The following is a 23,967-nucleotide window of genomic DNA, read 5'->3' as shown; positions in this document are numbered from 1 at the left end:
CGCGGTACGGCGACCGATGGACGTATACCGGCGGGTATGCGGGCTACGCTGCGGCGATGCGCCTCCGCCCGTTCACCGTCGACGTGCTGCTCGCCCTCGGGCAAGTGGCTCTGTTGCTGTTGATCGGGCCCGAGGCGGCCGCGGTCGGCTGGGACGACCTGGACGCCCGCGGCTACGCGCTCGCGCTGCTCGTGATCGCGCCGACCGTCGTCCGCACGAAGGCCCCGCTCGCGGTCTGTCTGGTGACGTACGCGTTCTGGGCCACGTACGTAGCCGTCGGCTACTGGCCCGTGGTCACGTCGTTCGGCCCGATAATCTGTCTCTACACCGTCGCCCTGCAGTGCCGCACACGGACCGTCGGCTTCTGTGCGGGGCTGATCGCCGCCATCTGGATCCTCGGCAGCCTGGTCAGCCAGGACCACGCGTCGGTGCCGTCGGTGGCGGCGCAGGCCATCGGCATCAACGCCATGGTGTGGCGGATGGGATATCTGGCACGGCGGTCCGCCGAACTCGCCCGCAAGACCCGCGCCGAACAGCACGAACGGGCCCGGCACGCGGTGGTGGAGGAGCGCGGGCGGATCGCGCGCGAGCTGCACGACGTCGTCGCCCACCACATGTCGGTGATCTCCGTGCAGGCGGGCCTCGCCAAGTTCGTCTTCGACTCCGACGCCAAGACGGCGCGCGCCGCGCTCGGCACCATATCCGGCACCTCCACCGAGGCCCTGGAGGAGATGCGGCGCATGCTGCGGGTGCTGCGGGCCCGGGAGGACGACGGCGAGGTGCCGGACGCGCCGATGCCGGGGCTCGCCCGCATCGAGGACATGACGGACAGAGTCAGGGCGGGCGGAGTGCCCGTCGAGTTCAGAGTCACGGGGACGCCGAGGCCGATCGCGCCCGGCGTCGAGCTGTGTGCGTACCGCGTCGTGCAGGAAGCCCTCACCAACGTCCTCAAGCACGCGCGCCATGCCAGCGCGACCGTGGAACTGCACTACCACCGCGACCACATCGAGGTGTCCGTCACCGACAATGGGGAGGGGGTGATTCCGGACAGAGTGAGGAGTGGTGGTGGACATGGGTTGATCGGTATGCGAGAACGAGCGAAGCTCTACGGCGGAACGATCAGCATCGGACCGCGCAGCGCGGGAGGGTTCGCCGTGAGGCTGACCCTGCCGACATCGGCGCGTGCCGCACCGCCGGGAGACGACGTCACCGAATGACCTCAAGCCACATCAAGGTGCTTGTCGTGGACGACCAGTTCCTCATCCGCGCCGGGCTCGTCGGTGTGCTCAAGGCCGCGCCGGGCGTCGAGGTGGTCGGCGAGGCGGGGGACGGCGCGGAGGCCGTGGAACTGGCCGCGTCCGCACGCCCCGACGTGATCCTCATGGACATCCGCATGCCCGGCATGAACGGCATCACGGCGACCGAACGCATCCTCGCCGAGGCCGCCGAGCCGCCGCCGCGCATCCTGGTCCTCACCACCTTCGATCTCGACGAGTACGTGTACGGGGCGCTGCGCGCGGGCGCCGCGGGGTTCCTGCTCAAGGACTCCGGGCCCGAGCGGCTCCTCGCCGCGGTGGCCGCGGTCGGCAGCGGCGACGCGCTGTTCGCGCCGAGCGTCACGCGGCGTCTGGTGGAGGCCTTCGCGGTACGTTCCGGGGCCGCCGCCGACGCGGGGACGCCGCCGCCCGACCTCGCCGCGCTCACCGGGCGCGAGCTGGAGGTCCTGAAGCTGATAGCGCGGGGCCTGTCCAACGCCGAGATAGCCGACCGCCTCTACATCAGCGAGGCGACGGTCAAGACGCATCTCAACCGCACCATGAACAAGCTCGATCTGGACACCAGGGCACAGGCCGTGGTGATCGCCTACGAGACGGGTCTGGTGACTCCGGGCGGATCCGGAATCTGACCTTCGGGCAGTCCTTGTGCCTGGTGTTTCCGCTGGTGACGTACGCAAGACGGCGCCCGTCCTCTCCCCCGTGGGAGGACGGGCGCCGTCGGTTCTGCGTGGCGAGCTGTGTGCTCGCTGTGTGCCTCAAGCGTCATGGACGCGCCATCCCGGCAGCAAGCAGAGACGGGTCCCTGTGGCACGGAAGTGACCATTCCGTATCGGTGTTCTGGGCCCGCTACGAGTGCGAGACGGCCTGGTCGGGTCGGGCGAAACGGATGATCCGCACGGAACCGAACCGGGTCCCGCGGTCGTCAGCCCGGTCGAACGGGGGGTGCACCATGGGGACGCGCGCGGACACCTGGCAACCGCTTCCGGACGAACTGCCGCCGGAGGTACGCCACCACGTCGAGCAGTTGCGGCGGCTCAAGGACCGCACGGGCCTGAGCCTGGTCGCGCTCGGCACCAGAACCGCGTACAGCAAGTCCTCCTGGCAGCGCTACCTCAACGGCCGGCAGCTCCCGCCGCGCGAGGCGGTGCTCGCGCTGTGCCGGGTGGCGGGGGCGGACGGGGCGCGGGTCGTGGCGGGGTGGGAGTTGGCGGGGAGGGTGTGGGCGCGTACGTCTACGGAGGCGCGTGCGTCTACGGAGGTGCGTGCGGCTGAGGCGCCGGCTCCCGCGCCCGCCCGGCGCCCCGCGCCGAACTGGCGGCTCGTCGCCTGCTTCGCGTTCGCGGTGATCGCGTTGCTGCTCGGAGGTCTACTGTGGGTCGTCGCGCAGGTGGCGGCGGAGCGGGGTGGTGGCGGCGGGGAGCCGTCGCTGGCGCCTGGTGCGAGCGTGTCCGAGCCGTTCGGTGCGCGCAGGGCCCCGGGGACCGCCACGGAGTGACGGCCCCCGGGGCGGGAGCGGGGGTGTGCTGTTCGCGCCGCGCTCTCAGCCGAGGCGGTTGTACGAGGCCTTCTTCCAGTGGCCGTCGATCTTCACGTAGTACGTGCCGGCGAGCCGCTTGAAGGCGACCTGGCGCACGAAGCCCGTGTAGTCGACCTGGCCGCCCGAGTGCGGGCCGCTGAGGAAGTTGTCCGCGGCGCCGAACGTCTCCTTGCCGACGATGCCGTCGACGTCCTCCAGGTCCTCGTGGGCCTGCCACCACTTCGTGGCGGACGCCGTCTTCCAGCCGAAGCGGCCGTCGACGTCGGACTTCTTGAAGGTGTGCCGGACGCCGTGGGAGTCGCGCCACTTGGCGCCGTCGGCGTACAGCACGCTCTGCCAGAGCCAGGTGGCGTTGGAGTCGGCGTGGCTGTGGCGGGAGAGCGTGCCCTCGTCGCCCCAGTCGTTGAACGCGTCGCCGCCGCCGTCGATGACGTGCGGTCCTGCGGCCTGGGCCAGCGGCGCGGTACCGGCGAGCGCGAGGCCGGCGCCGGCGGTCACGGCGACGGCGGCGGCCAGCAGCCGACGCGGGCGTCGCGTGGTGGTGCGGTGGTGCATGGTGGTTCCCCCCTGATGGTTCGATCACGGCACCGAGGTGCGGAGGTGCCGCGTTCGATGCTTCGGCACCGGACCGCCGTAGAAAAGGGTCAACCGCCGCATTCGGGACGGTTCCGGGACGTCCCGGTCCGGGAGCTGGGGTTCCGCATTGTGGAGTGGGACGACGGTGGGACACTGACCCGTGGACCGCGGGGCGTGCGACGGGGCACACTCTGTCCCAAATGCTCCTGTGCGCTCCCATTCAGGGAACTGACATCCCGGCTCGGCGCATCCCTCTGGGTAGTTCAGGCTGGGTGGTGCTGGGAGATCCGGCCGGGGGGCAGTCAGGTACGTACGGGGTGAATAGGGGGAGCAATGCCTCGTTGGAAGGCGCTACCGGATGAGCTCGACCCACAGGTCAGGGAGTTCGCCAGCCAGTTGCGCAGGCTGGTCGACCGCAGTGGTCTCAGCATCGCGGCCGTGTCGGACCGGACCGGGTACAGCAAGACGTCGTGGGAGCGCTATCTGAACGGGCGGCTGCTCGCCCCCAAGGGCGCGATCGTCGCGCTCGCCGAAGTCACCGGCACGCCGCCGGTGCACCTCATCACCATGTGGGAGCTGGCGGAGCGGGCCTGGAGCCGCTCCGAGATGCGGCACGACATGACGATGCAGGCCATCCGGATCTCCCAGGCGCGGGCCGCGCTCGGCGAGCTCGCGGCGAACCCGCCGGTGAGCTCCAAGGACTCCGCCAAGGACTCCGCCAAGAGCGCCAAGGCCCCCAAGGGGAACGGTGGTTCCGACAAGGCGCGGGGCGGTGGCGTCGGCGCGGTGACGGGGATCGCCGGTCCGGCGGGGGTGTCGCCGACGGTGCCGCGGGGGCCGGAGGGGGTTCGGTACGGGGCGCAGTCCGGGCCGGCCGCGGCTTCGGCGCACCCTTCCGCGTCCGCTGCTGCCGCCGCTTCCGCCGCCGCGTCCGCCCAGGCTCCGTCGACCCCGTCGTCCTCTCGTTCGTACGAGGCTTCGGCGCCGCCCGCCGCGGTGGCGCCCACGGCTTCGGTGGCGCCGGCGTACGGGCCCGGGGGGCGGGGGCCCGGTCCCGGACCTGGTTCCGACGGGAAGTCGCCCGACGGGCAGCGGCGCAAGCGGAAGCTCACGATGTTCCTGGCCGGGATCGTCGGGGCGCTCGTGGTGATCGCCGCGGCCGTCTTCCTCACGGACCTGGGCAAGGACGACGACGGCGGCGACAACGCCAAGCCGTCGACCTCGCCGACGAAGTCCACGGCGGATCTGCCCGCCGGAGTCGAGTGCAGCGGGACCGACTGCACCGGCAAGGATCCCGAGAACATGGGATGCGGGGGCGAGTTCGCCAAGACCACGTCCCGGGTGACCGTGGGGACGACGAAGGCGCTCGTCGAGGTGCGCTACAGCAAGACGTGCGGGGCCGCGTGGGCCCGCATCACGCAGGCGGCGCCCGGCGACAAGGTCACGATCACCGGCTCCGGCTCGGCGGCCCGCCAGAGCGGGACCGTGAACGCGGACCTCGACGCGTACACGCCCATGGTGGCCGTGAAGAACGCGGCAGCGGCAAAGGCCTGCGCCACGCTGAAGTCCGGGGCGACGACCTGCACGAAGTGACCGCCGCCGGCTGCGGGAAAACTCCGCGCACCGGAGAGGAATGCCCCGCCCCCCGGAGGGCAGACGCACCGTACCCCCACGGGAGTGGTCACACCCCCACGGCGGCCGCCCCACGGGGGCGGCCGCCTCCGCGGGGCCCTGTGGGCCGGGCCACACCCACCCGGCGTACCGGGACGGCAAGGGCGCGATAACCTGACGCCGGATCTCTCTTGATGCCAAGAGATCGATCATCGAGAGGCGATCGACGAGGGCGTCGGCAGGGGATCCAGCACAAGGGGCAGGGACCCCCACCGCCAGCTGTCTTACGGAGATCGCCATGACCCGCACTCCCGTGAATGTCACCGTCACCGGCGCGGCCGGCCAGATCGGCTACGCGCTGCTGTTCCGCATCGCGTCCGGCCACCTGCTCGGCCCGGACGTGCCGGTCAACCTGCGCCTCCTGGAGATCACGCCCGCCCTGAAGGCCGCCGAGGGCACCGCGATGGAGCTCGACGACTGCGCCTTCCCGCTGCTCAAGGGCATCGAGATCAGCGACGACCCGAACGTCGCGTTCGCCGGTGCGAACGTCGCCCTCCTCGTCGGCGCCCGCCCCCGCACCAAGGGCATGGAGCGCGGCGACCTCCTGGAGGCCAACGGCGGCATCTTCAAGCCGCAGGGCAAGGCCATCAACGACCACGCCGCGGACGACATCAAGGTCCTCGTCGTCGGCAACCCGGCCAACACCAACGCCCTCATCGCCCAGGCCGCCGCCCCGGACGTACCGGCGGAGCGCTTCACCGCGATGACCCGCCTCGACCACAACCGCGCGCTCTCGCAGCTCGCGAAGAAGACCGGCACCTCGGTCTCCGACATCAAGCGCCTCACCATCTGGGGCAACCACTCGGCGACCCAGTACCCGGACATCTTCCACGCGGAGATCGCCGGTAAGAACGCCGCCGAGGTCGTGAACGACGAGAAGTGGCTCGGCGAGACCTTCATCCCGACCGTCGCCAAGCGCGGCGCCGCGATCATCGAGGCCCGTGGCGCGTCCTCCGCCGCCTCCGCCGCCAACGCCGCCATCGACCACGTGCACACGTGGGTCAACGGCACGGCCGCCGGTGACTGGACCTCCATGGGCATCCCGTCCGACGGTTCGTACGGCGTTCCGGAGGGCCTCATCTCCTCCTTCCCCGTCACCGCCAAGGACGGCAAGTACGAGATCGTCCAGGGCCTGGAGATCAACGAGTTCTCCCGCGCCCGCATCGACGCCTCCGTCAAGGAGCTCGCGGAGGAGCGCGAGGCGGTCCGCGGCCTCGGCCTCATCTAGTACGACACAAAGCTCTGGATCCAGGGCACACAGCTTCAGCAGACCGCCCTCCGGCAGCCGCGCACCACGCGCGGCCGCCGGAGGGCGGTCTGTGTCCCGGGCATGTTCCCCGGAACCTTCTCCCCGGCATTTTCTTTCGGGGGACAGCCGTCCCATTCCCAGGACGCCCACCGCCCGCTCCACTAACTTGCGCGGCATGCGAGCCGATCCATCCCAGCGGCGGCCCCGCCGAAGGCCCCGGCACGAGTACGCGCACACCGACGCCACCCGGCTGCTCTGCGTGGGCACCCACATCAGTGCCGCGTTCCGCAGACGCGTGGTCGACGAACTCGTCGGCCACGCCGAGCGCCCCGTGGCACCACCCCTCGGCGCCGACGTGCTGCCCGTCCTCGCGCACGCGCTGCGCGCCCGCCGCGACGAACTGGTGAGCGCGCTGCTGCTGCTCACGGTCTGGCTCGGCTTCCTGGTCACGGACGCCGTGATGATCTGGGACGACCGGGAGGACAGCTCCGGCGGCGACACGGGAATGTCCGCCGGTGACATCGCCCTGCTCCCCTTCGGCAGCACCGACGCGGCCGCCACCGAGGGCCCGGAACCCGGCGGCGGGCTCGGCGGCATGGTGCCGGGCGGCTGGGCGCTGGCGTACGCGCTCGTCGTGCTGCTGCTGTGGTGCGCGCGCGTCGTCCGCGGCGGTGACACGGGCGTGGGGGAGCCGCTGCGGCCGGTGCCGCTGCCCGCCGTCCTTGCCTGGCTGCGCCGCCGCTTCGGCTGGCTCCTGACGTACACGGCATGGTCGGCGGCGGTCCTGTACGGAATCGCGGCGCTCGCCGGGATCGCCGACACGCCCTACCCGGTGATCTTCCCGCTGCTCATCGCGGCCGTGGTCTGGCGCCACCAGTTCCTGCGCACGCGGCTGCTGCGCGCCCGGCTCGCCCCGCAGAGCTTCGCCGGGACCGCGCAGCCGCGCCTGCCCGCCTGGTACCGCCGCATCGAGCGGTGCGTCCGCCGCGAGCAGCACGCCTCCCTGACTCTGTACGACGTCAACCGCCCCTTCGTCGGCGCCGGTACGCCCCGTGAACCCTGGTCGGTCGTACTGGAGTTGAAGCACACCACGGCCCACGGCGAGGCGGCGGCCGACCAGAACGGCTCCGGCCCGAACGGCGCGGGCCGGCACGCCACCCTGCCCCAGCAGAGCGGCACCCCCACCCGCGTCCCGCTCACCGCCCGCGACGTCATCCGGATGATCGAGCCCCGCCTGGAGGACCTGAGCACGGAGGCCGCCGCCACCAGCAGGGACCGGCTGCGGCAGCTGGAGATCGAGGAGTTCGTCTACCTCCCGGCGGGCGCGGGCCGCGACGAGTTGGTGTACGACGGGCAGGGCGCGCCGACCGCGGTCGTGTACGACGACGACCTGGCCGAGCGCCATCTCGACGAGGCGGCGGGCGAGGGCGGCGAGGCCCGGCGGCACTTCCTGCGCATCCGCGTCGGCGCCTGGAACGAACAGGTCGTCGTCTCGCTCCTGGTCCGGGTGCACACCCAGGGCGGCATGCTGGTCCTTGAGGTCGTGCCGCACGTACTCGGGCCCATCAAGCCGGAGTTCCGCCACGTCGACGCCCTCGTCGCGAGCGGACCCTCGGGCCCGCTGCGCGACGCGGCCCGCGCCTGCGTCGCCGCCCCGGCCGTGTCCGTGGCCGTCGGCATCACCGCCCTGCGCTGGCTGCCGTCCCTCGGCACGGCGCTGCGGCTGTGGCTGAGCATGCCCGCCACGGACGCGGAGGCGGTGGGGGCCGCGGGCAGGACCGGTGCCGCCGCGCGCGCCCGCGTCCCCCGCGTCCTGCGCGCCCTCTACGCCGCCGTCACCCGCTTCGTCCCGGAGCCGGACCGCGCCCCCGACGCCCCCCTCGTCTCCCTGCGCCAACTCGCCGCCACCGACAGCCTCTCCCTCTTCCAGGAGATGGACGTCGCCCGCTACACCCGCACCCTCCAGGACCGCATCGGCGAAGGCGTACGCGACGCGCTCGCGCACGGCGGCTACCGCACCGACCGCTTCGAGCAGCACATCACGCAGATCAACAACAGCGGTGTCTACATCAAGGAGATGTCCGGCGGCGCCCTCGCCACCGGCACGTACGGCCAGGCCACGCACACGGACAAGACCCACGCGTGACCCACACCCATGAATGGACGGAAGGAACACCCATGAGCAGCGACAAGCAGCCCCCGAGCGGCGGCGGAGCGAGCGTGAGCATCGGCTCGGTCTCCGGCGGCGCCTTCGCCTTCGGGTCCCATGGCACGGCTGAATCCACGACGGTGATGGTCGACCGGGACCACGGCAACCTCCTGACCGCCGTACGAAATCTGCGCCGCGAGCTGCCCGAGGGCGACGAGGTCGCGGCCCAACTGGACGAGATCGAGGGCGAGATCACCCGCACCGGCAGCAGCGGGCGCGGGCTCCTGGTCCGGCTTCGCGACCGCCTCGCGGAGAACGCGCCCGCCACCGCGACGGCCGCGGCCGTGACCGCCGTCGTCCAGGCCGTCGCCCAGATCCTGGGCTGACCGTGGTGCGGATCTACGACAGGGACCGGCAGGAGTGGGTCGGGCCGGAGCGCGAGCGGGAGATCGAGGCGCTGCACGACCGGGACGCCACGCGCCAGCGCACGGCCCGGCGGGCGGCCGTCGCGGTGCTCGCGGTGTGCGGCCTCGCCTTCGGCACGTGGGCGCTCGGCTGGAAGGACGAGCCGAAGCCGACGGCGTATCTGATGGAGCGTCAGCCCACGCAGGGCCCCGGCGCGGACGTGGGCGCCTCCGGCACCGAGGACGCCGCGCCGCCGTCCCCGGAGGGCGGACCGCCGTCCGGCTACGAGTCGGTCACCGACGCGGCGGGGTTCCGCCTCGCCGTGCCGATCGGCTGGACCCGCACCGGCGAGGGCGGCGTCGACGGCATCACCATCGTCAACTACCACAATTTCGACGGCACTCGGCGGCTCCAGGTGTACGAGGTGAGCGAGCCGACGCCGTACGCGTCACTGCGGACCTTCCTGGACGACACCCAGGTCCCCAAGTCGGCCGGCTTCCGGAAGCTCTCGCTGACCCGCCTCGACGACGGCCCGCGCCCCGCCGCCCGCCTCACCTACCTCACCGATCGCGCGAGCAGTGTCGGCGACGCGCCGAACGTCGGCACCTGGCACGTCGTCGACCACCGCTTCGAAGCGGAGGACGGCAAGCGGTACGCCGTCGCGGCGTACGGGCCGGAGGCGGACGGCAGGCAGGACGAGAAGGAACTCGTCGCGACGGCTCTGAAGTGGTTCTGCCCGGCGCTCACCGACTGCCCGGAGCCGGGCGCGGGCTGAGCCCTGCCGCCACCACCCCCGCCGCGACCCCCACCGCGACCCCCACCACCCGCAGCGCCACCGCCATCCCGGACGTGAAGTCCGAGGTCGCGCTCGCGTGGCCGGTGCCGGTGTGGGCCGCGAGGACCGTGCCCGTGACGGCCACGCCGAGTGCGGCGCCGATCTCGCGGGCGGAGGTGCTGAGCCCGGAGCCGAGGCCCGCCTGGTGCGGGGGCAGGGAGGTGACGACGCCCATGGTGAGGGCGGGCAGGCACAGCCCGGTGCCCGCCGAGATGACGAGCAGCCAGCAGACGTACGCCGCATACGGCGTGCCCGCGTCCGCCGTGGACGCGCCGAGCAGACCCGCGCCGATGAGCAGCAGACCGCCGCCCACCACCGGCCGCGGCGAACCCGACCAGCGCGCCGCGAGCCGCGGAATCAGCGCCATGCCGACCGTCAGCGGCACGATCGCGAACCCGGCTTGCGCGGCCCCGTACCCCTTCACGTACTGCAGGTACTGCGAGTTGACGTAGAAGAGCGCGAACAGGCCGAAGAAGCTTGCCGCCGTGCCGAGGGCGGCGGCGCGCAGCCGGGCCGAGCGGAAGACGCGCGGGTCGAACAGCGGGGCGCGCGAGCGCAGCGCGTGCGCGGTGAAGGCGGCAAGGAGGACGGCTCCGGCGGCGAAGGCGCACAGGATGCGCGGCGCGCCCCACCCGTACATCGGGCTCTCGATGATGCCGAAGAGGACGGCGACCAGGCCTGCGGTGAGCAGGAGTGTGCCGAGGGGGTCGAGGGACGGCACCCTCGCGCCGACTGCCTTGTCCGTACGGGGAATCGCGCGCGCCACGGCGACCGCGAGGAGTGCGCCCAGCGGGAGCATGACCCAGAACAGCGCGCGCCAGGACAGGTATTCGCCGACCAGCCCGCCGCCGACGTTTCCGGCGAGTCCGCCGATGCCCATCGCGAGGGTCCAGGAGGCGAGGGCGCGGGGGCGCTGCTCGGGCGGGGCCAGGCGCATCAGGATCGACATGGTCGCAGGCATGATCAGGGCGGCCCCGGCGCCGGAGACACCGCGTCCCGCGATGAGCAGGGCGGGGGATCCCGCGAGCGCGCTGATCGTGGCGCCCGCCGCGAACAGGCCGAGCCCGGAGAGCAGCGCGCCCTTGTGCCCGTGCCGGTCACCGAGCGCGCCCGCCGGGATGAGCAGGCCCGCGAAGACGATGACGTACGCGTCGACGGTCCACAGGACCTCGCTCGCGGACGGGTGCAGACCGGACGAACCGAGCTGCGGGATCAGCAGGTTGATGGCGGCGACCATGCTCTGCGCGACCATCACGCAGGCACAGAGGACGAGGAGCGTCGACCGTCTGAGGGCGGTGGGGGGTGCGGGGGACTCCGCCGTCGGGTCGGGTGGCGGCGACGGCGTCGGCGACGGCGACGGGTCGGGTGGAGACGACGGCGCCGGGTCGGACGCGGTCGGCCGCGCCGGGACCGGTGCTTGGGCAGGCGAGGGCATGGCTCCTCCTCGGGAGCGTGGTGGCGTGGGATGTACGGCCACCGTAGGCTCGCCCGTTATCTGCTTTCCAGTGCAAGTTCCGCAAGGGATGATTGCGTGTGACGCAAGTGGAACGCCCCGCCGAGGGCGCCGGCCTCGACCTGAACCTGCTCCTCGCCCTCGACGTCCTGCTCGACGAACGCAGCGTGCGCGGCGCCGCCCGCCGGCTGCATCTGTCGGAGCCCGCGATGAGCCGCACCCTCGGCCGCGTCCGCAAGGCGCTCGGCGATCCGGTCCTGGTGCGGGCGGGCCGCCAGATGGTGCCGACGCCGTACGCGCTCGCGGTGCAGGCGGAGGTGGGCGCGGTGGTGGAGCGGGCGCGGGCGGTGTTCGCGGGGCCGGGCGCCCAGGACCTGCGGGCCCTGTCGCGCACGCTCACGCTGGTGGGCCACGACGCGCTCGCCGCCGCGTACGCACCCGACCTGTTCGCCCGCGCGGCCGCCGAGGCTCCGGGGATCCGGCTGCGGTTCCTGGCCGAGAGCCATCTGGACGCGCCGGTGCTGCGCGAGGGCGTCGCCGACCTGGAGGTCGGCGTGATCGACACGGTCGCGCCCGAGGTGCGGGTCGAGCCGCTCTTCGACGACGTGATGGTCGGGGTCGTACGCCCCGGACACCCCTTGTTGCAGGGCGAGTTGACGCCGAAGCGGTTCGCCGCCGCCGACCATCTGACGGTCTCGCGGAAGGGGCGGATGGCCGGTCCGATCGACGCCGCCCTGGCCGAACAGGGCCTGCGCCGCCGGGTGGTGGGCAACGTCAGCACGTACCCCTCGGCCCTCTTCATCCTCCTGCGCACCGACCTGGTCGGCCTGAGCATGACCTGGGCCCGCCCCCTGACCGAGCCCCTCGGCCTGGTCACCTTCCCCATTCCGCTGGAGCTGCCCCCGCTCAGGATCGCCATGGCGTGGCACCCCCGGCACGACGCGGATCCGGCGCACGCGTGGCTGCGGGGGTGTGTGCGGGAGTTGGTCGCGGCGCCTGTGTAAGAGCTCGTACTGTTGCTGAACCACTCTCAGATGTAGTACTTCTTATACATGAGCGAGCAAGTCCACAACAGGCTGGCGATGGTGCGTGCCGAGCGGAAGGTGTCCCGGCAGAGCCTCGCCGAGGCCGTGGGCGTGCACTACCAGACCATCGGCTACATCGAGCGGGGGCAGTACAACCCGAGCCTCGACCTCGCGTTGAAGGTCGCGAAGTTCTTCGGTCTTCCCGTCGAGGCGCTGTTCTCGCTGGAGCCGTTCAAGCCGCTCACGGATCAGGTGTACGGGCACGGGAGGGACCAGTAAGTCATGGCGCAGCAGGAGCAGTTGAGCAGGTACGACCAGCGGATGTACGCCCTGATGAACCGGACCGAGGGCGCGCCGCTGTACCGCACCGCGGCCCGGCGCCGCGCCGTCGTCGGCGCGCACGTCGTGCTGACCGTCGCCTCCGTCGGGGCCTGGCTCGCCACCGTCGCGGGGCGGCAGGACTGGGCCACCTGGGTGATGCTGGCGCTGCTCGTGCCGTGGTGCGTCGCGACCGGGACCATCAACGGCGCGACCCGCGGCCTCCTGGAGCTGCGGACCCGCGCCCTGGACGAGCGGCAGCGCGCGGAGCGGGACCGGGTGAAGGCGCTCGCCCACCGGATCATGAACTGGCTGCTGTTCGCGACAGTCGTGGGCGCGGGCGCCGCCCAGCTCTCGGGCGTGGATGTCAGGGCGACGGTGTTCCAGCTGGCGGTCGGCGTCCTCGTCGCGCACTGGCTGATGCCGATGTGGGTGGCGGGCCTCTCGGCGCGGGACGAGCCCGAGGGGTTCGACGTCGAGGAGTGACCGCCAGGCAGACCTGGCGGTGCGGTGACCGTCAGGTCTGCTGCAGCTCCTCCTGGAGCTTGGAGATGTCCACCGAGTCCTTCGCCGACGGCGTCTTCGTCGGCACCGGCTTGTCGTAGTCGGTGAGCGTCGTCGTCTTGTCGGTGCCCGTGCCCTTCTCCGTGGCGCGGATCAGATACGGCTTGCCCTTTGCCGCGACGTACAGCGTGGTGTCGTTGCCGTCGTCGTCCTTGCCGGTCAGGGGCACGACGCGGGTGTCGTCGACCGTCGTGACCTTGCCCTTCTTGAGGTTCTTGGACTCGTCTGAGTCGTCTGTGTCGTCGGAGTCTTCGTTCACGCTCTTCTGGAGCTCCTTGAGGTCGCAGACCTCCGCGAGCCCCTTCAGCATGTCGTCGTTCGTGCTGCCGTGGATGTAGCGGTCCTTGAAGAGCTCGGCCGCCGCGTCGCCCTGGCCACCGGGCACCTGGTTCTTCCAGAACGCCTGGTCGGGCTTCATCCACACCTTGTCGCCCTGCTTGACCAGCTCGGCCGAGCCGCCGGTGCCGCCGAACTTCAGCGTGCCCGCGCAGTTGCCGTCACGGTCGAGCGTGAGGTCCATGTGCGCCGGATCGTCCTTGTCGACGTCGCTGCCCTTGTCCGTGAGCGTCAGATGGACGGACTTGGCGTCGAGCAGTTCCTTTTTCGCCTTGTCGGAGATCTCCTGGGCGCTCAGGTCCGCCGTGCCGTCCTTGCTGTCGCCCTTGCCGCCGTCGTCGTCCGAGCAGGCGGGGACGAGCAGCGCCAGCGCGGCGGCACCGCAGACAGCTCCTGCGGTTCGCAGTCGCATACGGGACAATTGACTCATAGCGTCACCTCCGGTGACAGAACGTGTTTCGAGCGTACGTTTCACCCCGCGTACCCGCATGCGCAGTGACACGGCGCACTTTCGGCCATCGAATAGGCATGCTTTTCCAGGCCGGGGGCAGGTGCTCCCGGCTACCACGGGTGACAGGTGGGGCAATATGCAACAAATGTCAGGAACGGAAGGCAACAGGGACGTGTCCGCACAACAGACCATCCACGTGGCGGGAGAGTGGCTGAGCGCCGTTTCCGGTGCCACCCGCGAGATCATCGACCCCGCGGATGCCAAGCCGTTCGCGATCATCGCCGAGGGCGGCACCGAGGACGCGGACGCCGCCATCGCCGCAGCCCGCAGGGCTTTCGACGAGGGCCCCTGGCCGAGCACGCCGGTCGCCGAGCGCGCCGCGCTCCTGCGCCGGGTCGCCGACCTCCTCGTACGCGACCGGGAAGAGATCGGGCTCCTGGAGAGCCGCGACGCGGGCAAGACCCTCGAAGAGGGCCGTGTCGACGTCGACTGCGTGGCCGACGCCTTCCGCTACTTCGCCGATCTGGTGATCGGCGAGGGCGCCGGACGCGTCGTCGACGCCGGGTCCGACGACATCCACAGCGTCGTCGTGCACGAGCCCATCGGCGTCTGCACGATGATCACCCCCTGGAACTACCCGCTCCTCCAGGCCAGCTGGAAGATCGCGCCCGCCCTCGCGGCCGGCAACACCTTCGTGATCAAGCCGAGCGAGGTCACGCCGCTGACCACGGTCGCGCTGATCGAGCTGCTCGTGGAGGCCGGTCTGCCCGCCGGTGTCGCCAACATCGTGACCGGCCCCGGCCACACCGTCGGCGCCCGCCTCGCCGACCACCCGGACGTAGACCTGGTCTCCTTCACCGGCGGCCTCGTCTCCGGCACCAAGGTCGCCCAGGCCGCCGCCCTCGGCGTGAAGAAGGTCGCCCTGGAGCTCGGCGGCAAGAACCCCAATGTCGTCTTCGCGGACGCCTGCGCCACCGACGAGGGCTTCGACACCGCCGTCGACCAGGCGCTGAACGCCGCCTTCATCCACAGCGGGCAGGTCTGCTCCGCCGGCGGCCGCCTCATCATCGAGGAGTCGGTGCGCGAGCGCTTCGTCGCCGAACTCGCCCGCCGCGCCGAGAAGATCAAGCTCGGCCGCGGCACCGAGGACGGCGTCGAGTGCGGCCCGCTCGTCTCGCAGCAGCAGCGCGAGAAGACCGAGATGTACGTGGCCTCCGCCCTGGAGGAGGGCGCGGTGCTGCGCTGCGGCGGCAAGCGTCCCGAGCCCAGCGACGCCCGCCCCGCCACCGGCTACTTCTACGAGCCGACGATCCTCGACCAGTGCCACCGCGAGATGAAGGTCGTCCGCGAGGAGGTCTTCGGCCCGGTGCTCTCGGTCGAGACGTTCCGTACCGAGGACGAGGCCGTCGCGCTCGCCAACGACACCGAGTACGGCCTCGCGGGCGCCGTGTGGACCACCGACTCGGGCCGCGCGCGCCGCATGGCACGGCGGATGCGCCACGGCACCATCTGGATCAACGACTTCCACCCCTACCTGCCGCAGGCCGAGTGGGGCGGCTTCGGCAAGAGCGGCGTCGGCCGCGAGCTGGGCCCCGCAGGACTCGCCGAGTACCGCGAGGCCAAGCACGTCTACGAGAACCTCGCGCCGAAGCCGGTGCGCTGGTTCGCGGGCTGAGCCGCCCGTCCCCCTTACGCGTAAGCACCTTGTACGACCTCGCAGGAAGAGGAGCAGTTCCCCCATGGCTGAAACGAACGAGTACGACTACGTCATCGTCGGCGGCGGCACCGCAGGGTCCGTGATCGCGTCCCGGCTCACCGAGAACCCGGACGTCACCGTCGCCGTCATCGAGGGCGGCCCCAGCGACATCGACCGCGACGACGTCCTGACGCTGCGCCGCTGGCTCGGCCTGCTCGGCGGCGAGCTCGACTACGGCTACACCACCACCGAGCAGCCCCGCGGCAACTCGCACATCCTGCACAGCCGCGCCAAGGTCCTGGGCGGCTGCTCCTCGCACAACACCCTGATCTCCTTCAAGCCGCTGCCGTCCGACTGGGACGAGTGGGAGGCGGCCGGGGCCACCGGCTGGAACGCCAAGGCGATGGACCCCTACTACGGCAAGCTGCGCAACAACGTCGTACGCGTCGCCAAGAAGGACCAGAACCAGATCGCGACCGACTGGGTCGAGGCCACGAAGACCGCGCTCGGCGTGCCCGAGGTCGTCGGCTTCAACGACAAGCCCTTCGACGAGGGCGTCGGCTTCTTCGACCTCGCGTACCACCCGGAGAACAACAAGCGCTCGTCGGCGTCCGTCGCCTATCTGCACCCCCACATGGAGGCCGGCGACCGCCCGAACCTCCACCTCTTCCTGGAGACGTGGGCGTACAAGCTTGAGCTCGACGGCAAGACCGCGCGCGGTGTGCACGTACGCACCAAGGACGGCGCCGAGAAGCTGCTGAGCGCCCGCCGCGAGGTACTGGTGTGCGCGGGTGCAGTCGACACCCCCCGCCTCCTGATGCACTCGGGCATCGGCCCGGCGAAGGACCTTCAGGCCCTCGGCATCCCGGTCGTGCACGACCTGCCGGGCGTCGGCGAGAACCTCATCGACCACCCGGAGTCGGTCATCGTCTGGGAGACCAACGGGCCGATCCCCGGCAACTCCGCGATGGACTCCGACGCGGGCCTGTTCGTGAAGCGGGACCCGGACCACAAGGGCCCGGACCTGATGTTCCACTTCTACCAGATCCCGTTCACCGACAACCCGGAGCGGCTCGGCTACGAACGCCCCGAGCACGGTGTGTCGATGACCCCGAACATCCCCAAGTCCCGCGCCCGCGGCCGCCTTTACCTCACGTCCGCGGACCCCGAGGTCAAGCCGTCCCTCGACTTCAAGTACTTCGCGTACGACGAGAACGGCGTGGACTACGACGGGCAGACCCTCGTCGACGGCATCAAGCTGGCGCGGAAGGTCGCGCAGGCCGAGCCGTTCAAGAAGTGGCTCAAGCGCGAGGTGTTCCCCGGCCCCGAGGTCACCGACGACGCCGAGATCAGTGAGCTCGTACGCAAGGCCGCGCACACCGTCTACCACCCCGCAGGCACCTGCCGAATGGGTGCTTCCGGTGATGAACTCGCGGTGGTCGACCCGGAGTTGAAGATCCGGGGCATGGCAGGAATCCGTATCGCGGACGCATCCGTCTTCCCGACGATGCCCGCCGTGAACCCGATGATCGGAGTGCTCATGGTCGGGGAGAAATGTGCCGAGATCCTTGAAGCCGATATCCAGGGAGGTGACGGCCGATGAGCGAGTCCGCCACTACCGCCACCGCCACCGCGACCGACGCGTCCACGGACGTCGTCTTCGCCGTCGACAACCTGTGGAAGGTGTTCGGCCCCAAGGCCGAGCGCGTCCCCGGTGACAGCGAGCTGACCTCCCTCGACCCCGTCGAGCTGCGGGAGCGCACCGGCTGCACGGCCGCCGTGCGCGATGTGTCCTTCGAGGTGAAGAAGGGCGAGGTCTTCGTCGTCATGGGCCTGTCGGGCTCCGGCAAGTCCACGCTCGTGCGCTGTCTGACCCGCCTCATCGAGCCGACGTCCGGCGCGATCGAGATCGACGGCGAGGACGTCCTCGCCATGGACAAGAACCGGCTGCGCGAACTGCGCCGCCACCGCGCGTCCATGGTCTTCCAGCACTTCGGCCTGCTCCCGCACCGCACGGTCCTCGACAACGTCGCGTACGGCCTGGAGATCCAGGGCGTCGCGCGCGCCGAGCGCCGCGAGAAGGCCATGAAGGTCATCGAGAAGGTCGGCCTCGAAGGCCTGGAGCAGCGCAAGCCCGGCCAGCTCTCCGGCGGCCAGCAGCAGCGCGTCGGCCTCGCCCGCGCCCTCGCCGTCGACCCCGAGGTCCTGCTCTTCGACGAGCCGTTCAGCGCCCTCGACCCGCTGATCCGCCGCGACATGCAGGAGGAGGTCGTCCGCCTGCACCGCGAAGAGGGCCGCACCATGGTCTTCATCACGCACGACCTCAGCGAGGCCCTGAAGCTCGGCGACCGCATCGCGCTGATGCGCGACGGCCGCGTCGTCCAGCTCGGCACGCCCGAGGAGATCGTGGGCTCGCCCGCCGACGACTACGTACGCGACTTCGTCCGGGACGTGCCGCGCGAGCAGGTCATGACCTGCCGCAGCGCCATGCGTCCCGTCGACTCCGACGCGGACGAGGACACCAAGGGCCCGGCGATCGCGCCCGACGCGACCGTGTCCGAGGCCATCGAGGCCGTCGCCCGCACCGGGTTCCCGGCGCGCGTGATGGACGGCGGCCGGTGCCTGGGCGTCGTGGACCACGAGCAGCTGATCGGCGTGGTCGCGGGCGTGGCGCCCAAGGGCGGCACGCGGGCACCCGCGAAGGCTGCTTCCGGGATACGTAAAGAGGTAACCGGCGAGGTGGCTTCCTGATGGCCACCGCCACCGCCTCCGGACCCCTGCGAGATACCGGGATCGGCGCCCTGCTGCGCCGCCGCGCCGTCGTCAAGCTCCTGCTGCTCGCCGTCGTCGCGGCCGTCGCCGTACCGATCCTCAACGCCAAGTGGGCCTCCGGCGCCTGGCCGGACGCGCTCACCGTCGACCTGACCGAGCCGCTCACCAAGGCCAGCGACTGGATCATCGACAACCGCGACAGCCACTGGCTGTTCACCTACTTCTTCGGGCACATCTCCAACGCCATCGTGCTGTCCGTGCGCGGCGTCTACCTGGTGCTGCTCGCCGCGGGCTGGGCGGGCGTCACCGTCGCCGCGGGCGCGATCGCCTGGCGCGTCGCGGGCCTGAAGCTCGCCGCCCTGGCCACCGCGGCCTTCGCCGTCTGCGGACTGCTCGGCATGTGGGTGCCGACGATGCAGACGCTCGCGCTGATGGTCGTCGCTGTGCTCTCCTCGGTGATCCTCGGCATGCTGCTCGGCCTCGCCGCGGGCCTCAACGACCGGATCTTCCGCCTGATGCGCCCGGTCCTTGACACCATGCAGGTGCTCCCGGCCTTCGCGTACCTCCTGCCCGTCGTGCTCGTCTTCGGCATCGGCGTGCCCGCGGCCGTCCTCGCGACGGTCGTGTACTCGGCCCCGCCGATGGCCCGCCTCACGGCCCTCGGGCTGCGCGGCGCCGACGGCGGCGTGATGGAGGCGGTGGCATCGCTCGGCGCGACCGCGCGCCAGCGCCTGCTGTCCGCGCGCCTGCCGCTGGCCCGCAAGGAACTCCTCCTCGGCCTCAACCAGACCATCATGATGGCGCTCTCCATGGCCGTCATCGCGTCCGTGATCGGCGCGGGCGGCCTCGGTGACCGCGTCTACCAGGCGCTCTCCACCGTCGACGTCGGCCAGGCCCTCGCCGCCGGCATCCCCATCGTGCTGCTCGCCGTCGTCCTCGACCGCGTCACCGGCGCGGCGGGCGAACGCCTCGGCGCGCACGCCGAGGACACCTCGCCGCTGCGCGGCTGGCGCGGCTGGTCGATCGCCGCCGCCGTGACCCTGGCCTGCGCCCTCGCGGCCAGGTTCGCGGACCGCCTGGAGTGGCCCACGAGCTGGGTCGTGCAGATCGCCGAGCCCGTGAACACCGCCAAGGACTGGATGGTCGACCACCTGTACACGGGCGTGCCCGTGGTCGGCGGTACGGCGGACTGGGCCGCGCACTTCACGACGTACGTACTCGACCCGGTGCGCGACGGCCTGCAGGGCCTGCCCTGGTGGTCGGTGCTGCTTATCGTGGCGGCCCTCGCCTGGGTGATCGGCACCTGGCAGACGGCGCTCACCGCCGTCCTCGCGATGGCGGCGATCGGCGTCATGGGCGTGTGGAACGCGTCGCTCGACACCCTCTCCCAGGTCCTCGCGGGCGTGGCCGTGACCGTCGTCCTCGGCTTCGCGATCGGCATCGCGGCCTCGCGCAGCCGACGCCTCGAAGCCCTGCTCCGGCCCGTCCTGGACGTCTTCCAGACGATGCCGCAGTTCGTGTACCTGATCCCGGTGGTCGCCCTGTTCGGCGTGGGCCGTGCCCCCGCCGTCGCCGCGGCCGTCGTGTACGCGCTGCCCGCCGTCATCCGCATCACCACGCAGGGCCTGCGCCAGGTGAACCCCGCCGCGATGGAGTCCTCACGGTCCCTCGGCGCCACCAACTGGCAGCAGCTGCGCCAGGTCCAGCTCCCGCTGGCACGCCCCGCGCTGATGCTCGCCCTCAACCAGGGCGTCGTGCTCGTCCTCGCCGTCGTCGTCATCGGCGGCCTGGTCGGCGGTGGCGGCCTCGGCTACGACGTCCTCGCCGGTCTGGCCCGCGGCGACCTGGCCACCGGCCTGGTCGGCGGTGTCGCCATCGTCTGCCTCGGCCTCATGCTCGACCGCGTGACGCAGCCGACGGAACGCCGCGCGAAGAAGGGAGCCTGACCATGCGTACACGTACACGCGTGACCGCCGCGCTGGCGGGACTCGGCGCCCTCGTCGCCCTCTCCGGCTGCGGCAAGGCCGACATGTCCAAGCAGGCGTCGCCGTACGCCAACGCGGCGGGCGCCAAGACCGTGACGCTGTCCGTGCAGTCCTGGGTGGGCGCGCAGGCCGATGTCGCCGTGGCCGAGTACCTGCTCAAGAACGAGCTCGGCTACCGCGTCGACAAGGTCCAGATCGACGAGATCCCCGCCTGGGACGCCCTCAGCCAGGGCCGCGTCGACGCGATCATGGAGGACTGGGGCCACCCGGACCAGGAACAGCGCTACATCAAGGACAAGAAGACCATCACGCCCGGCGGCGACATCGGCGTGACCGGCCACATCGGCTGGTACGTCCCCACGTACTTCGCCAAGAAGCACCCCGACGTCACCGACTGGAAGAACCTCAACAAGTACGCGAAGGACTTCCGTACGCCGGAGAGCGGCGGCAAGGGCCAGCTCATGGACGGCTCCCCGTCCTACGTCACCAACGACAAGGCCCTCGTCGAGAACCTCGGCCTGGACTACAAGGTCGTCTTCGCGGGCTCCGAGGCCGCGCAGATCACCCAGATCGAACAGTTCGCCAAGCAGCAGAAGCCGTTCCTGACCTACTGGTACAAGCCGCAGTGGCTGTTCAAGAAGGTCCCCATGACGGAGGTGAAGCTCCCCGCCTACAAGGAGGGCTGCGACGCCGACCCCGTCAAGATCAAGTGCGCCTACCCGCACACCCCCCTCCAGAAGTTCCTCAACGCCGACTTCGCCAAGAACGGCGGCAAGGCGGCCCAGTTCCTGAAGAACTTCAAGTGGACCGAGGCCGACCAGAACGAGGTCTCCCTCATGATCGCGGACCAGAAGATGTCGCCGGAGGACGCGGCGAAGAAGTGGGTCGACGCGAACAGGGCCACGTGGAGGACGTGGCTCCCGAAGTAGCCCGCACTCAAAGACCGGGGGCTCCGCCCCCGGACCCCCCGTCGGCGCTCCGCGCCTCGTCCTCAAACGCCGGACGGGCTATGAATAGCCCGTCCGGCGTTTGAGGAGCAGGGGTCCGGGGTGCGCTACTTCACCGGCACACGGCCCGCGAACGGGCGGTCGAAGAGCCAGTTGTAGAGCATCTCCCGGCAGATCCCGGGCTGGAACGCGGGCACCTGGTGGCCGGAGTCGGGCACGCCGACCTGCGTCAGGTTCCTGAGGCCGCGGACGAATCCCTTCGGGTCGCCCTGTGCCTGGGTCCAGATCAGCCGGGGCGCGGCACGCCACTGCGCGTGCTGATCGCGGCCCTTCTGCCGCATGAGGTCGTCGAGGATCTCCTCCGTGCTCCGGTAGCCGCAGGCGGTGTCGAAGTTCCCGGTGTAGAGCAGGGTCTTGTAGCCCTTGTCGACGATCTCGGCGTACCGCCAGGAGCCGTCCGCCATGTTGTCCCGCACCAGCGCCTCGGCCACCGGGCCGTGGTCGTCGGCGCTCTGCCACGCGACGTTCTCGGGCACGTGCAGCGCGTTCTTCACGGCCGCGCTGTTCAGATAGGCGCTCAGCGCCCCCATGGGCAGATCGTCCCAGCGCCGGACGTCGTAGACGTCGAAGTTCCCTCCGTACGCCTGGACCGCGGCCACCAGGTCATTGCCGAGCCTGGTGGCCTCCTCCATGTCCTGCTTCCTGAGGGCGTCCTGGAAATCGGCGTAGTCCCTGTCCAGGGAGTCCTTCTGGCCGATGCCGAGGAACCCGGTCGTGTAGGCGTAGTCGATCAGGACGCGGAGCGACAGCTCGGGCTTGATCCAGCCGTTGCCGACGGCGATGCCCTTCAGGTTGACGCGTTCGTCCTCCGGGACCCGGCCGTTCTGCCGGTCGATCTCCAGGGCGATGGCCGGCACGTACTTGCCGGCGTAGCTCTCGCCGCAGACGTACAGCGGGCATTCCTCGTACTCCGGATGCAGGTGGAAGAACTCCCGCAGGGCCTTCCAGAACATCTGGCTGAGGGCCCGCTCGCTGCCGACGTACTCCTCGGTGTCGGAGTAGCTGTATCCGGTGCCGATGGGCTGGTCCCAGAAGACGACGTGCGCCTCCTGGTTCCAGGAGTTGGGGGTCACCGATATCGTCCCGGCGGCGTCGTCGCCGATGGACAGCGGCCCGTTCTCCAGGAAGAGGCCGAGGAGCGAGGAGGCGCCGGGTCCGCCGTTGAGCCAGATAAGGAGTGGTGTCCGGCTGATCAGCTCCTGCTGGTCGGCGGCCTCGACGTGCGGGTCGCAGGTCTGGCTCTCGAAGAACCAGTAGAACAGGTGGTCCTTGGCGTGCGGATGCTCCGTGCTGTCGATGTGTACGTGCCCGGCGTAGGAGCGCGCTTTCTTGGTGTCGCCGGAACTTAAGTCGATGCTCTGGGTGTTGAGGACGTTCGCCGGGATCGAGGCGACAAGGTCCGGGTCCGACATGGCTCACCTTCCGTTCGTTCGCCGGGACCGGGTGCGGTAGGAGCCGCGGAACAGTTTGGCGGTACGTTCCGTCTGCTCCAGGACGCCGATGCGCTGCCCCTGGAGCAATTGCACCGCGGGGAACCGGTCCTTCTCGAACAGCAGGATGTTCAGGGAGCCGCCGTACTTGAAGTTCCCTATCCGCTCGCCCTTTTCCACCGTGACCGGCCGCTGGAGCGGGGACTTGAACTTGTCCAGGAAGTTCACGGAGGCGATCGAGTTGAGGCCGACGGGCACCATGCCGACGTACCCTTCGCCGTCCGGTCCTCCCGACGCGTTCAAGTACTGCGTCTTGAGGATGAGGTATCCCCGGCGGAACTTCTCGAAGTCCGAGTAGTCGTAGCCGTATCCGACGTCCCCCTTGTCCAGCAGGTCGGGGAAGTTCCGGAACCCGTAGTACGCGCCCTCGACGTCCTCGCAGGATTCCACCACCTCACCCGCCACCGGTGCGTGGTACCAGTGGTAGCTGTCGGGCATCAGGACGCACGACACCGCGGTCCCGCCGTCGAAATGGCGGGCGTACTCGGAACCGTGGAGCAGCTCGTCGACGCTCAAGGTCACCGTCTTGACGTTGATCCGAGTCTTCGCGGTCAGGTTGTCGACGACCATGTTGATGACGCAGTCGGCCGGAGCGACCACGACGCCGATGTCGTCCTTGGCGTCGACCGGCCGCCGGCCGTCCTTGATCTCCCGGACGAAGAACTCGTTGAAGGTCTTCCAGTTCTCGACCTTGTACTCGTCCATACGCTTCGGGCCGAGCTCGTCGATCCACTTCCCGATGACCTCGTGCCACTTGTCGCCGTCCAGCTTCCCGTCCATCTGCATGCCTTGCAGATTCGTGAAGTCGGCGGTCATGTAGCGCCCCAGGCCGGAGATGACGAAGTTCCGGCCAGGCTCGTTCTCGTAGCTGATCCAGCTGAACTTCTCTATGTAGTCGAGGCCGTTGTGGACCCCCGACTCCCAGCCGTACCACTCCCTGAAGAACCGGCACAGAGTCTCGATTCCCGGCTTCTTCCAGTCGTACTTCACGCCGTCCGGTGTGCCGTCCGGGTACGGCTTGATGCCGTGGATCGCCGCGTCGTAGCCCTTCTTGAACTCTTTCTCGTCCTTCTCGTACCAGTTCCTGATCCGGTCGAGAAACTCGTCGAGGGACTTTGAGAAAGGTTCGTACCCCTGCGTCATTTCCTGTCTCCTTCCGCGTTCGGCCCTG

21 protein-coding genes are annotated in these 23,967 nt (G+C 70.7%); 16 read left to right on the top strand and 5 right to left on the bottom strand.

The genetic code is table 11. The features are described from left to right. Positions 1–56 precede the first annotated feature (56 nt). The 3 genes from IEY91_RS03575 (at position 57) to IEY91_RS03565 (ending at position 2,772) form a co-directional block, all read left to right on the top strand. On the top strand, positions 57–1,217 hold the full coding sequence (locus IEY91_RS03575) for a sensor histidine kinase (protein ID WP_164321553.1): 1,161 nt from the start codon (positions 57–59) through the stop codon (positions 1,215–1,217). Further along, on the top strand, positions 1,214–1,906 hold the full coding sequence (locus tag IEY91_RS03570) for a response regulator (RefSeq protein WP_164321551.1): 693 nt from the start codon (positions 1,214–1,216) through the stop codon (positions 1,904–1,906). Before IEY91_RS03575 ends, IEY91_RS03570 begins: the two co-directional genes overlap by 4 nt. Positions 1,907–2,226: 320 nt before the next feature. Next, positions 2,227–2,772, top strand: coding sequence for a helix-turn-helix domain-containing protein (locus IEY91_RS03565; protein ID WP_189172748.1), 546 nt, complete (start codon positions 2,227–2,229; stop codon positions 2,770–2,772). 45 nt (positions 2,773–2,817) lie between these two features. Here the strand turns inward: IEY91_RS03565 and IEY91_RS03560 are convergent, their stop codons facing one another. Next, positions 2,818–3,369: a peptidoglycan-binding domain-containing protein gene (locus IEY91_RS03560; protein WP_229696666.1), complete on the bottom strand. Its 552-nt coding sequence runs from the start codon at positions 3,367–3,369 to the stop codon at positions 2,818–2,820. A 354-nt stretch (positions 3,370–3,723) separates the two neighbouring features. On the opposite strand from IEY91_RS03560, the gene IEY91_RS03555 reads away from it, so the two are divergent. The 5 genes from IEY91_RS03555 (at position 3,724) to IEY91_RS03535 (ending at position 9,639) form a co-directional block, all read left to right on the top strand. Beyond that, positions 3,724–4,983 carry a helix-turn-helix domain-containing protein gene (locus tag IEY91_RS03555; protein WP_189172747.1) on the top strand — a complete coding sequence of 420 codons (1,260 nt, stop codon included), beginning with the start codon at positions 3,724–3,726 and terminating at the stop codon, positions 4,981–4,983. Positions 4,984–5,299: 316 nt separating this feature from the next. Continuing rightward, positions 5,300–6,289, top strand: a complete 990-nt coding sequence (locus IEY91_RS03550) for a malate dehydrogenase (RefSeq protein WP_189172746.1) — start codon at positions 5,300–5,302, stop codon at positions 6,287–6,289. Positions 6,290–6,485: 196 nt separating this feature from the next. Continuing rightward, positions 6,486–8,456 carry an AbeC-like domain-containing protein gene (locus IEY91_RS03545; RefSeq protein ID WP_189172745.1) on the top strand — a complete coding sequence of 657 codons (1,971 nt, stop codon included), beginning with the start codon at positions 6,486–6,488 and terminating at the stop codon, positions 8,454–8,456. Between the two features lie 32 nt (positions 8,457–8,488). After that, complete coding sequence (locus IEY91_RS03540; protein ID WP_189172744.1) at positions 8,489–8,845, top strand: hypothetical protein; 357 nt, start codon at positions 8,489–8,491, stop codon at positions 8,843–8,845. 5 nt (positions 8,846–8,850) lie between these two features. Continuing rightward, positions 8,851–9,639 carry a serine/threonine kinase C-terminal domain-containing protein gene (locus IEY91_RS03535; RefSeq protein WP_189172743.1) on the top strand — a complete coding sequence of 263 codons (789 nt, stop codon included), beginning with the start codon at positions 8,851–8,853 and terminating at the stop codon, positions 9,637–9,639. Here IEY91_RS03535 and IEY91_RS03530 read toward each other — a convergent pair. Then, positions 9,608–11,134, bottom strand: coding sequence for an MFS transporter (locus tag IEY91_RS03530; protein WP_189172742.1), 1,527 nt, complete (start codon positions 11,132–11,134; stop codon positions 9,608–9,610). The two genes, IEY91_RS03535 and IEY91_RS03530, sit on opposite strands and share 32 nt — an antisense overlap. Positions 11,135–11,226: 92 nt before the next feature. Here IEY91_RS03530 and IEY91_RS03525 point away from each other — a divergent pair, with 92 nt between their 5' ends. From IEY91_RS03525 to IEY91_RS03515, 3 genes are read left to right on the top strand one after another with little or no spacing between them, the layout of a single operon-like run. Next, complete coding sequence (locus tag IEY91_RS03525; protein WP_229696665.1) at positions 11,227–12,156, top strand: LysR family transcriptional regulator; 930 nt, start codon at positions 11,227–11,229, stop codon at positions 12,154–12,156. 48 nt (positions 12,157–12,204) lie between these two features. Next, a complete protein-coding gene (locus IEY91_RS03520) occupies positions 12,205–12,456 on the top strand; it encodes a helix-turn-helix transcriptional regulator (protein ID WP_164321534.1) in 252 nt (83 codons plus the stop codon). Between the two features lie 3 nt (positions 12,457–12,459). Continuing rightward, positions 12,460–12,981, top strand: coding sequence for a hypothetical protein (locus IEY91_RS03515; protein WP_189172741.1), 522 nt, complete (start codon positions 12,460–12,462; stop codon positions 12,979–12,981). Between the two features lie 31 nt (positions 12,982–13,012). Here the strand turns inward: IEY91_RS03515 and IEY91_RS03510 are convergent, their stop codons facing one another. Continuing rightward, positions 13,013–13,807, bottom strand: coding sequence for a LolA-like protein (locus tag IEY91_RS03510; RefSeq protein ID WP_189172740.1), 795 nt, complete (start codon positions 13,805–13,807; stop codon positions 13,013–13,015). 175 nt (positions 13,808–13,982) lie between these two features. Here IEY91_RS03510 and IEY91_RS03505 point away from each other — a divergent pair, with 175 nt between their 5' ends. The 5 genes from IEY91_RS03505 (at position 13,983) to IEY91_RS03485 (ending at position 21,228) form a co-directional block, all read left to right on the top strand. Continuing rightward, positions 13,983–15,521: an aldehyde dehydrogenase family protein gene (locus tag IEY91_RS03505; protein WP_189172739.1), complete on the top strand. Its 1,539-nt coding sequence runs from the start codon at positions 13,983–13,985 to the stop codon at positions 15,519–15,521. Between the two features lie 64 nt (positions 15,522–15,585). Next, on the top strand, positions 15,586–17,145 hold the full coding sequence (locus IEY91_RS03500) for a GMC family oxidoreductase (RefSeq protein WP_189172738.1): 1,560 nt from the start codon (positions 15,586–15,588) through the stop codon (positions 17,143–17,145). After that, entirely contained in the window at positions 17,142–18,293 is a 1,152-nt protein-coding gene (locus tag IEY91_RS03495) for a quaternary amine ABC transporter ATP-binding protein (RefSeq protein WP_189172737.1), read from the top strand. Before IEY91_RS03500 ends, IEY91_RS03495 begins: the two co-directional genes overlap by 4 nt. Then, positions 18,293–20,260, top strand: coding sequence for an ABC transporter permease (locus tag IEY91_RS03490; RefSeq protein WP_164321523.1), 1,968 nt, complete (start codon positions 18,293–18,295; stop codon positions 20,258–20,260). Before IEY91_RS03495 ends, IEY91_RS03490 begins: the two co-directional genes overlap by 1 nt. A gap of 2 nt (positions 20,261–20,262) precedes the next feature. Continuing rightward, entirely contained in the window at positions 20,263–21,228 is a 966-nt protein-coding gene (locus IEY91_RS03485; protein WP_164321521.1) for an ABC transporter substrate-binding protein, read from the top strand. A gap of 125 nt (positions 21,229–21,353) precedes the next feature. Here the strand turns inward: IEY91_RS03485 and IEY91_RS03480 are convergent, their stop codons facing one another. Further along, a complete protein-coding gene (locus IEY91_RS03480; protein ID WP_189172736.1) occupies positions 21,354–22,718 on the bottom strand; it encodes a S10 family serine carboxypeptidase-like protein in 1,365 nt (454 codons plus the stop codon). 3 nt (positions 22,719–22,721) lie between these two features. Next, a complete protein-coding gene (locus IEY91_RS03475) occupies positions 22,722–23,939 on the bottom strand; it encodes a phosphatidylserine decarboxylase (protein ID WP_189172735.1) in 1,218 nt (405 codons plus the stop codon). Between the last annotated feature and the right edge of the window lie 28 nt (positions 23,940–23,967).

The sequence above is a fragment of the Streptomyces lasiicapitis genome (assembly GCF_014646335.1).
Classification (GTDB): Bacteria; Actinomycetota; Actinomycetes; order Streptomycetales; family Streptomycetaceae; genus Streptomyces; species Streptomyces lasiicapitis.
The sequence above is the reverse complement of the archived record's forward strand: the minus strand, read 5'-3'. Positions and strand labels throughout refer to the sequence as shown.

Bases quoted from the DNA above. Each gene is read 5' to 3' on its own strand.
- IEY91_RS03540 (WP_189172744.1), top strand. From the start codon at position 8,489: ATGAGCAGCGACAAGCAGCCCCCGAGCGGCGGCGGAGCGAGCGTGAGC.
- IEY91_RS03475 (WP_189172735.1), bottom strand. From the start codon at position 23,939: ATGACGCAGGGGTACGAACCTTTCTCAAAGTCCCTCGACGAGTTTCTC.
- IEY91_RS03530 (WP_189172742.1), bottom strand. From the start codon at position 11,134: ATGCCCTCGCCTGCCCAAGCACCGGTCCCGGCGCGGCCGACCGCGTCC.
- IEY91_RS03495 (WP_189172737.1), top strand. From the start codon at position 17,142: ATGAGCGAGTCCGCCACTACCGCCACCGCCACCGCGACCGACGCGTCC.
- IEY91_RS03550 (WP_189172746.1), top strand. From the start codon at position 5,300: ATGACCCGCACTCCCGTGAATGTCACCGTCACCGGCGCGGCCGGCCAG.
- IEY91_RS03555 (WP_189172747.1), top strand. From the start codon at position 3,724: ATGCCTCGTTGGAAGGCGCTACCGGATGAGCTCGACCCACAGGTCAGG.
- IEY91_RS03575 (WP_164321553.1), top strand. From the start codon at position 57: ATGCGCCTCCGCCCGTTCACCGTCGACGTGCTGCTCGCCCTCGGGCAA.
- IEY91_RS03515 (WP_189172741.1), top strand. From the start codon at position 12,460: ATGGCGCAGCAGGAGCAGTTGAGCAGGTACGACCAGCGGATGTACGCC.
- IEY91_RS03560 (WP_229696666.1), bottom strand. From the start codon at position 3,369: ATGCACCACCGCACCACCACGCGACGCCCGCGTCGGCTGCTGGCCGCC.
- IEY91_RS03520 (WP_164321534.1), top strand. From the start codon at position 12,205: ATGAGCGAGCAAGTCCACAACAGGCTGGCGATGGTGCGTGCCGAGCGG.
- IEY91_RS03510 (WP_189172740.1), bottom strand. From the start codon at position 13,807: ATGCGACTGCGAACCGCAGGAGCTGTCTGCGGTGCCGCCGCGCTGGCG.
- IEY91_RS03505 (WP_189172739.1), top strand. From the start codon at position 13,983: ATGCAACAAATGTCAGGAACGGAAGGCAACAGGGACGTGTCCGCACAA.
- IEY91_RS03570 (WP_164321551.1), top strand. From the start codon at position 1,214: ATGACCTCAAGCCACATCAAGGTGCTTGTCGTGGACGACCAGTTCCTC.
- IEY91_RS03545 (WP_189172745.1), top strand. From the start codon at position 6,486: ATGCGAGCCGATCCATCCCAGCGGCGGCCCCGCCGAAGGCCCCGGCAC.
- IEY91_RS03480 (WP_189172736.1), bottom strand. From the start codon at position 22,718: ATGTCGGACCCGGACCTTGTCGCCTCGATCCCGGCGAACGTCCTCAAC.
- IEY91_RS03500 (WP_189172738.1), top strand. From the start codon at position 15,586: ATGGCTGAAACGAACGAGTACGACTACGTCATCGTCGGCGGCGGCACC.
- IEY91_RS03490 (WP_164321523.1), top strand. From the start codon at position 18,293: ATGGCCACCGCCACCGCCTCCGGACCCCTGCGAGATACCGGGATCGGC.
- IEY91_RS03485 (WP_164321521.1), top strand. From the start codon at position 20,263: ATGCGTACACGTACACGCGTGACCGCCGCGCTGGCGGGACTCGGCGCC.
- IEY91_RS03565 (WP_189172748.1), top strand. From the start codon at position 2,227: ATGGGGACGCGCGCGGACACCTGGCAACCGCTTCCGGACGAACTGCCG.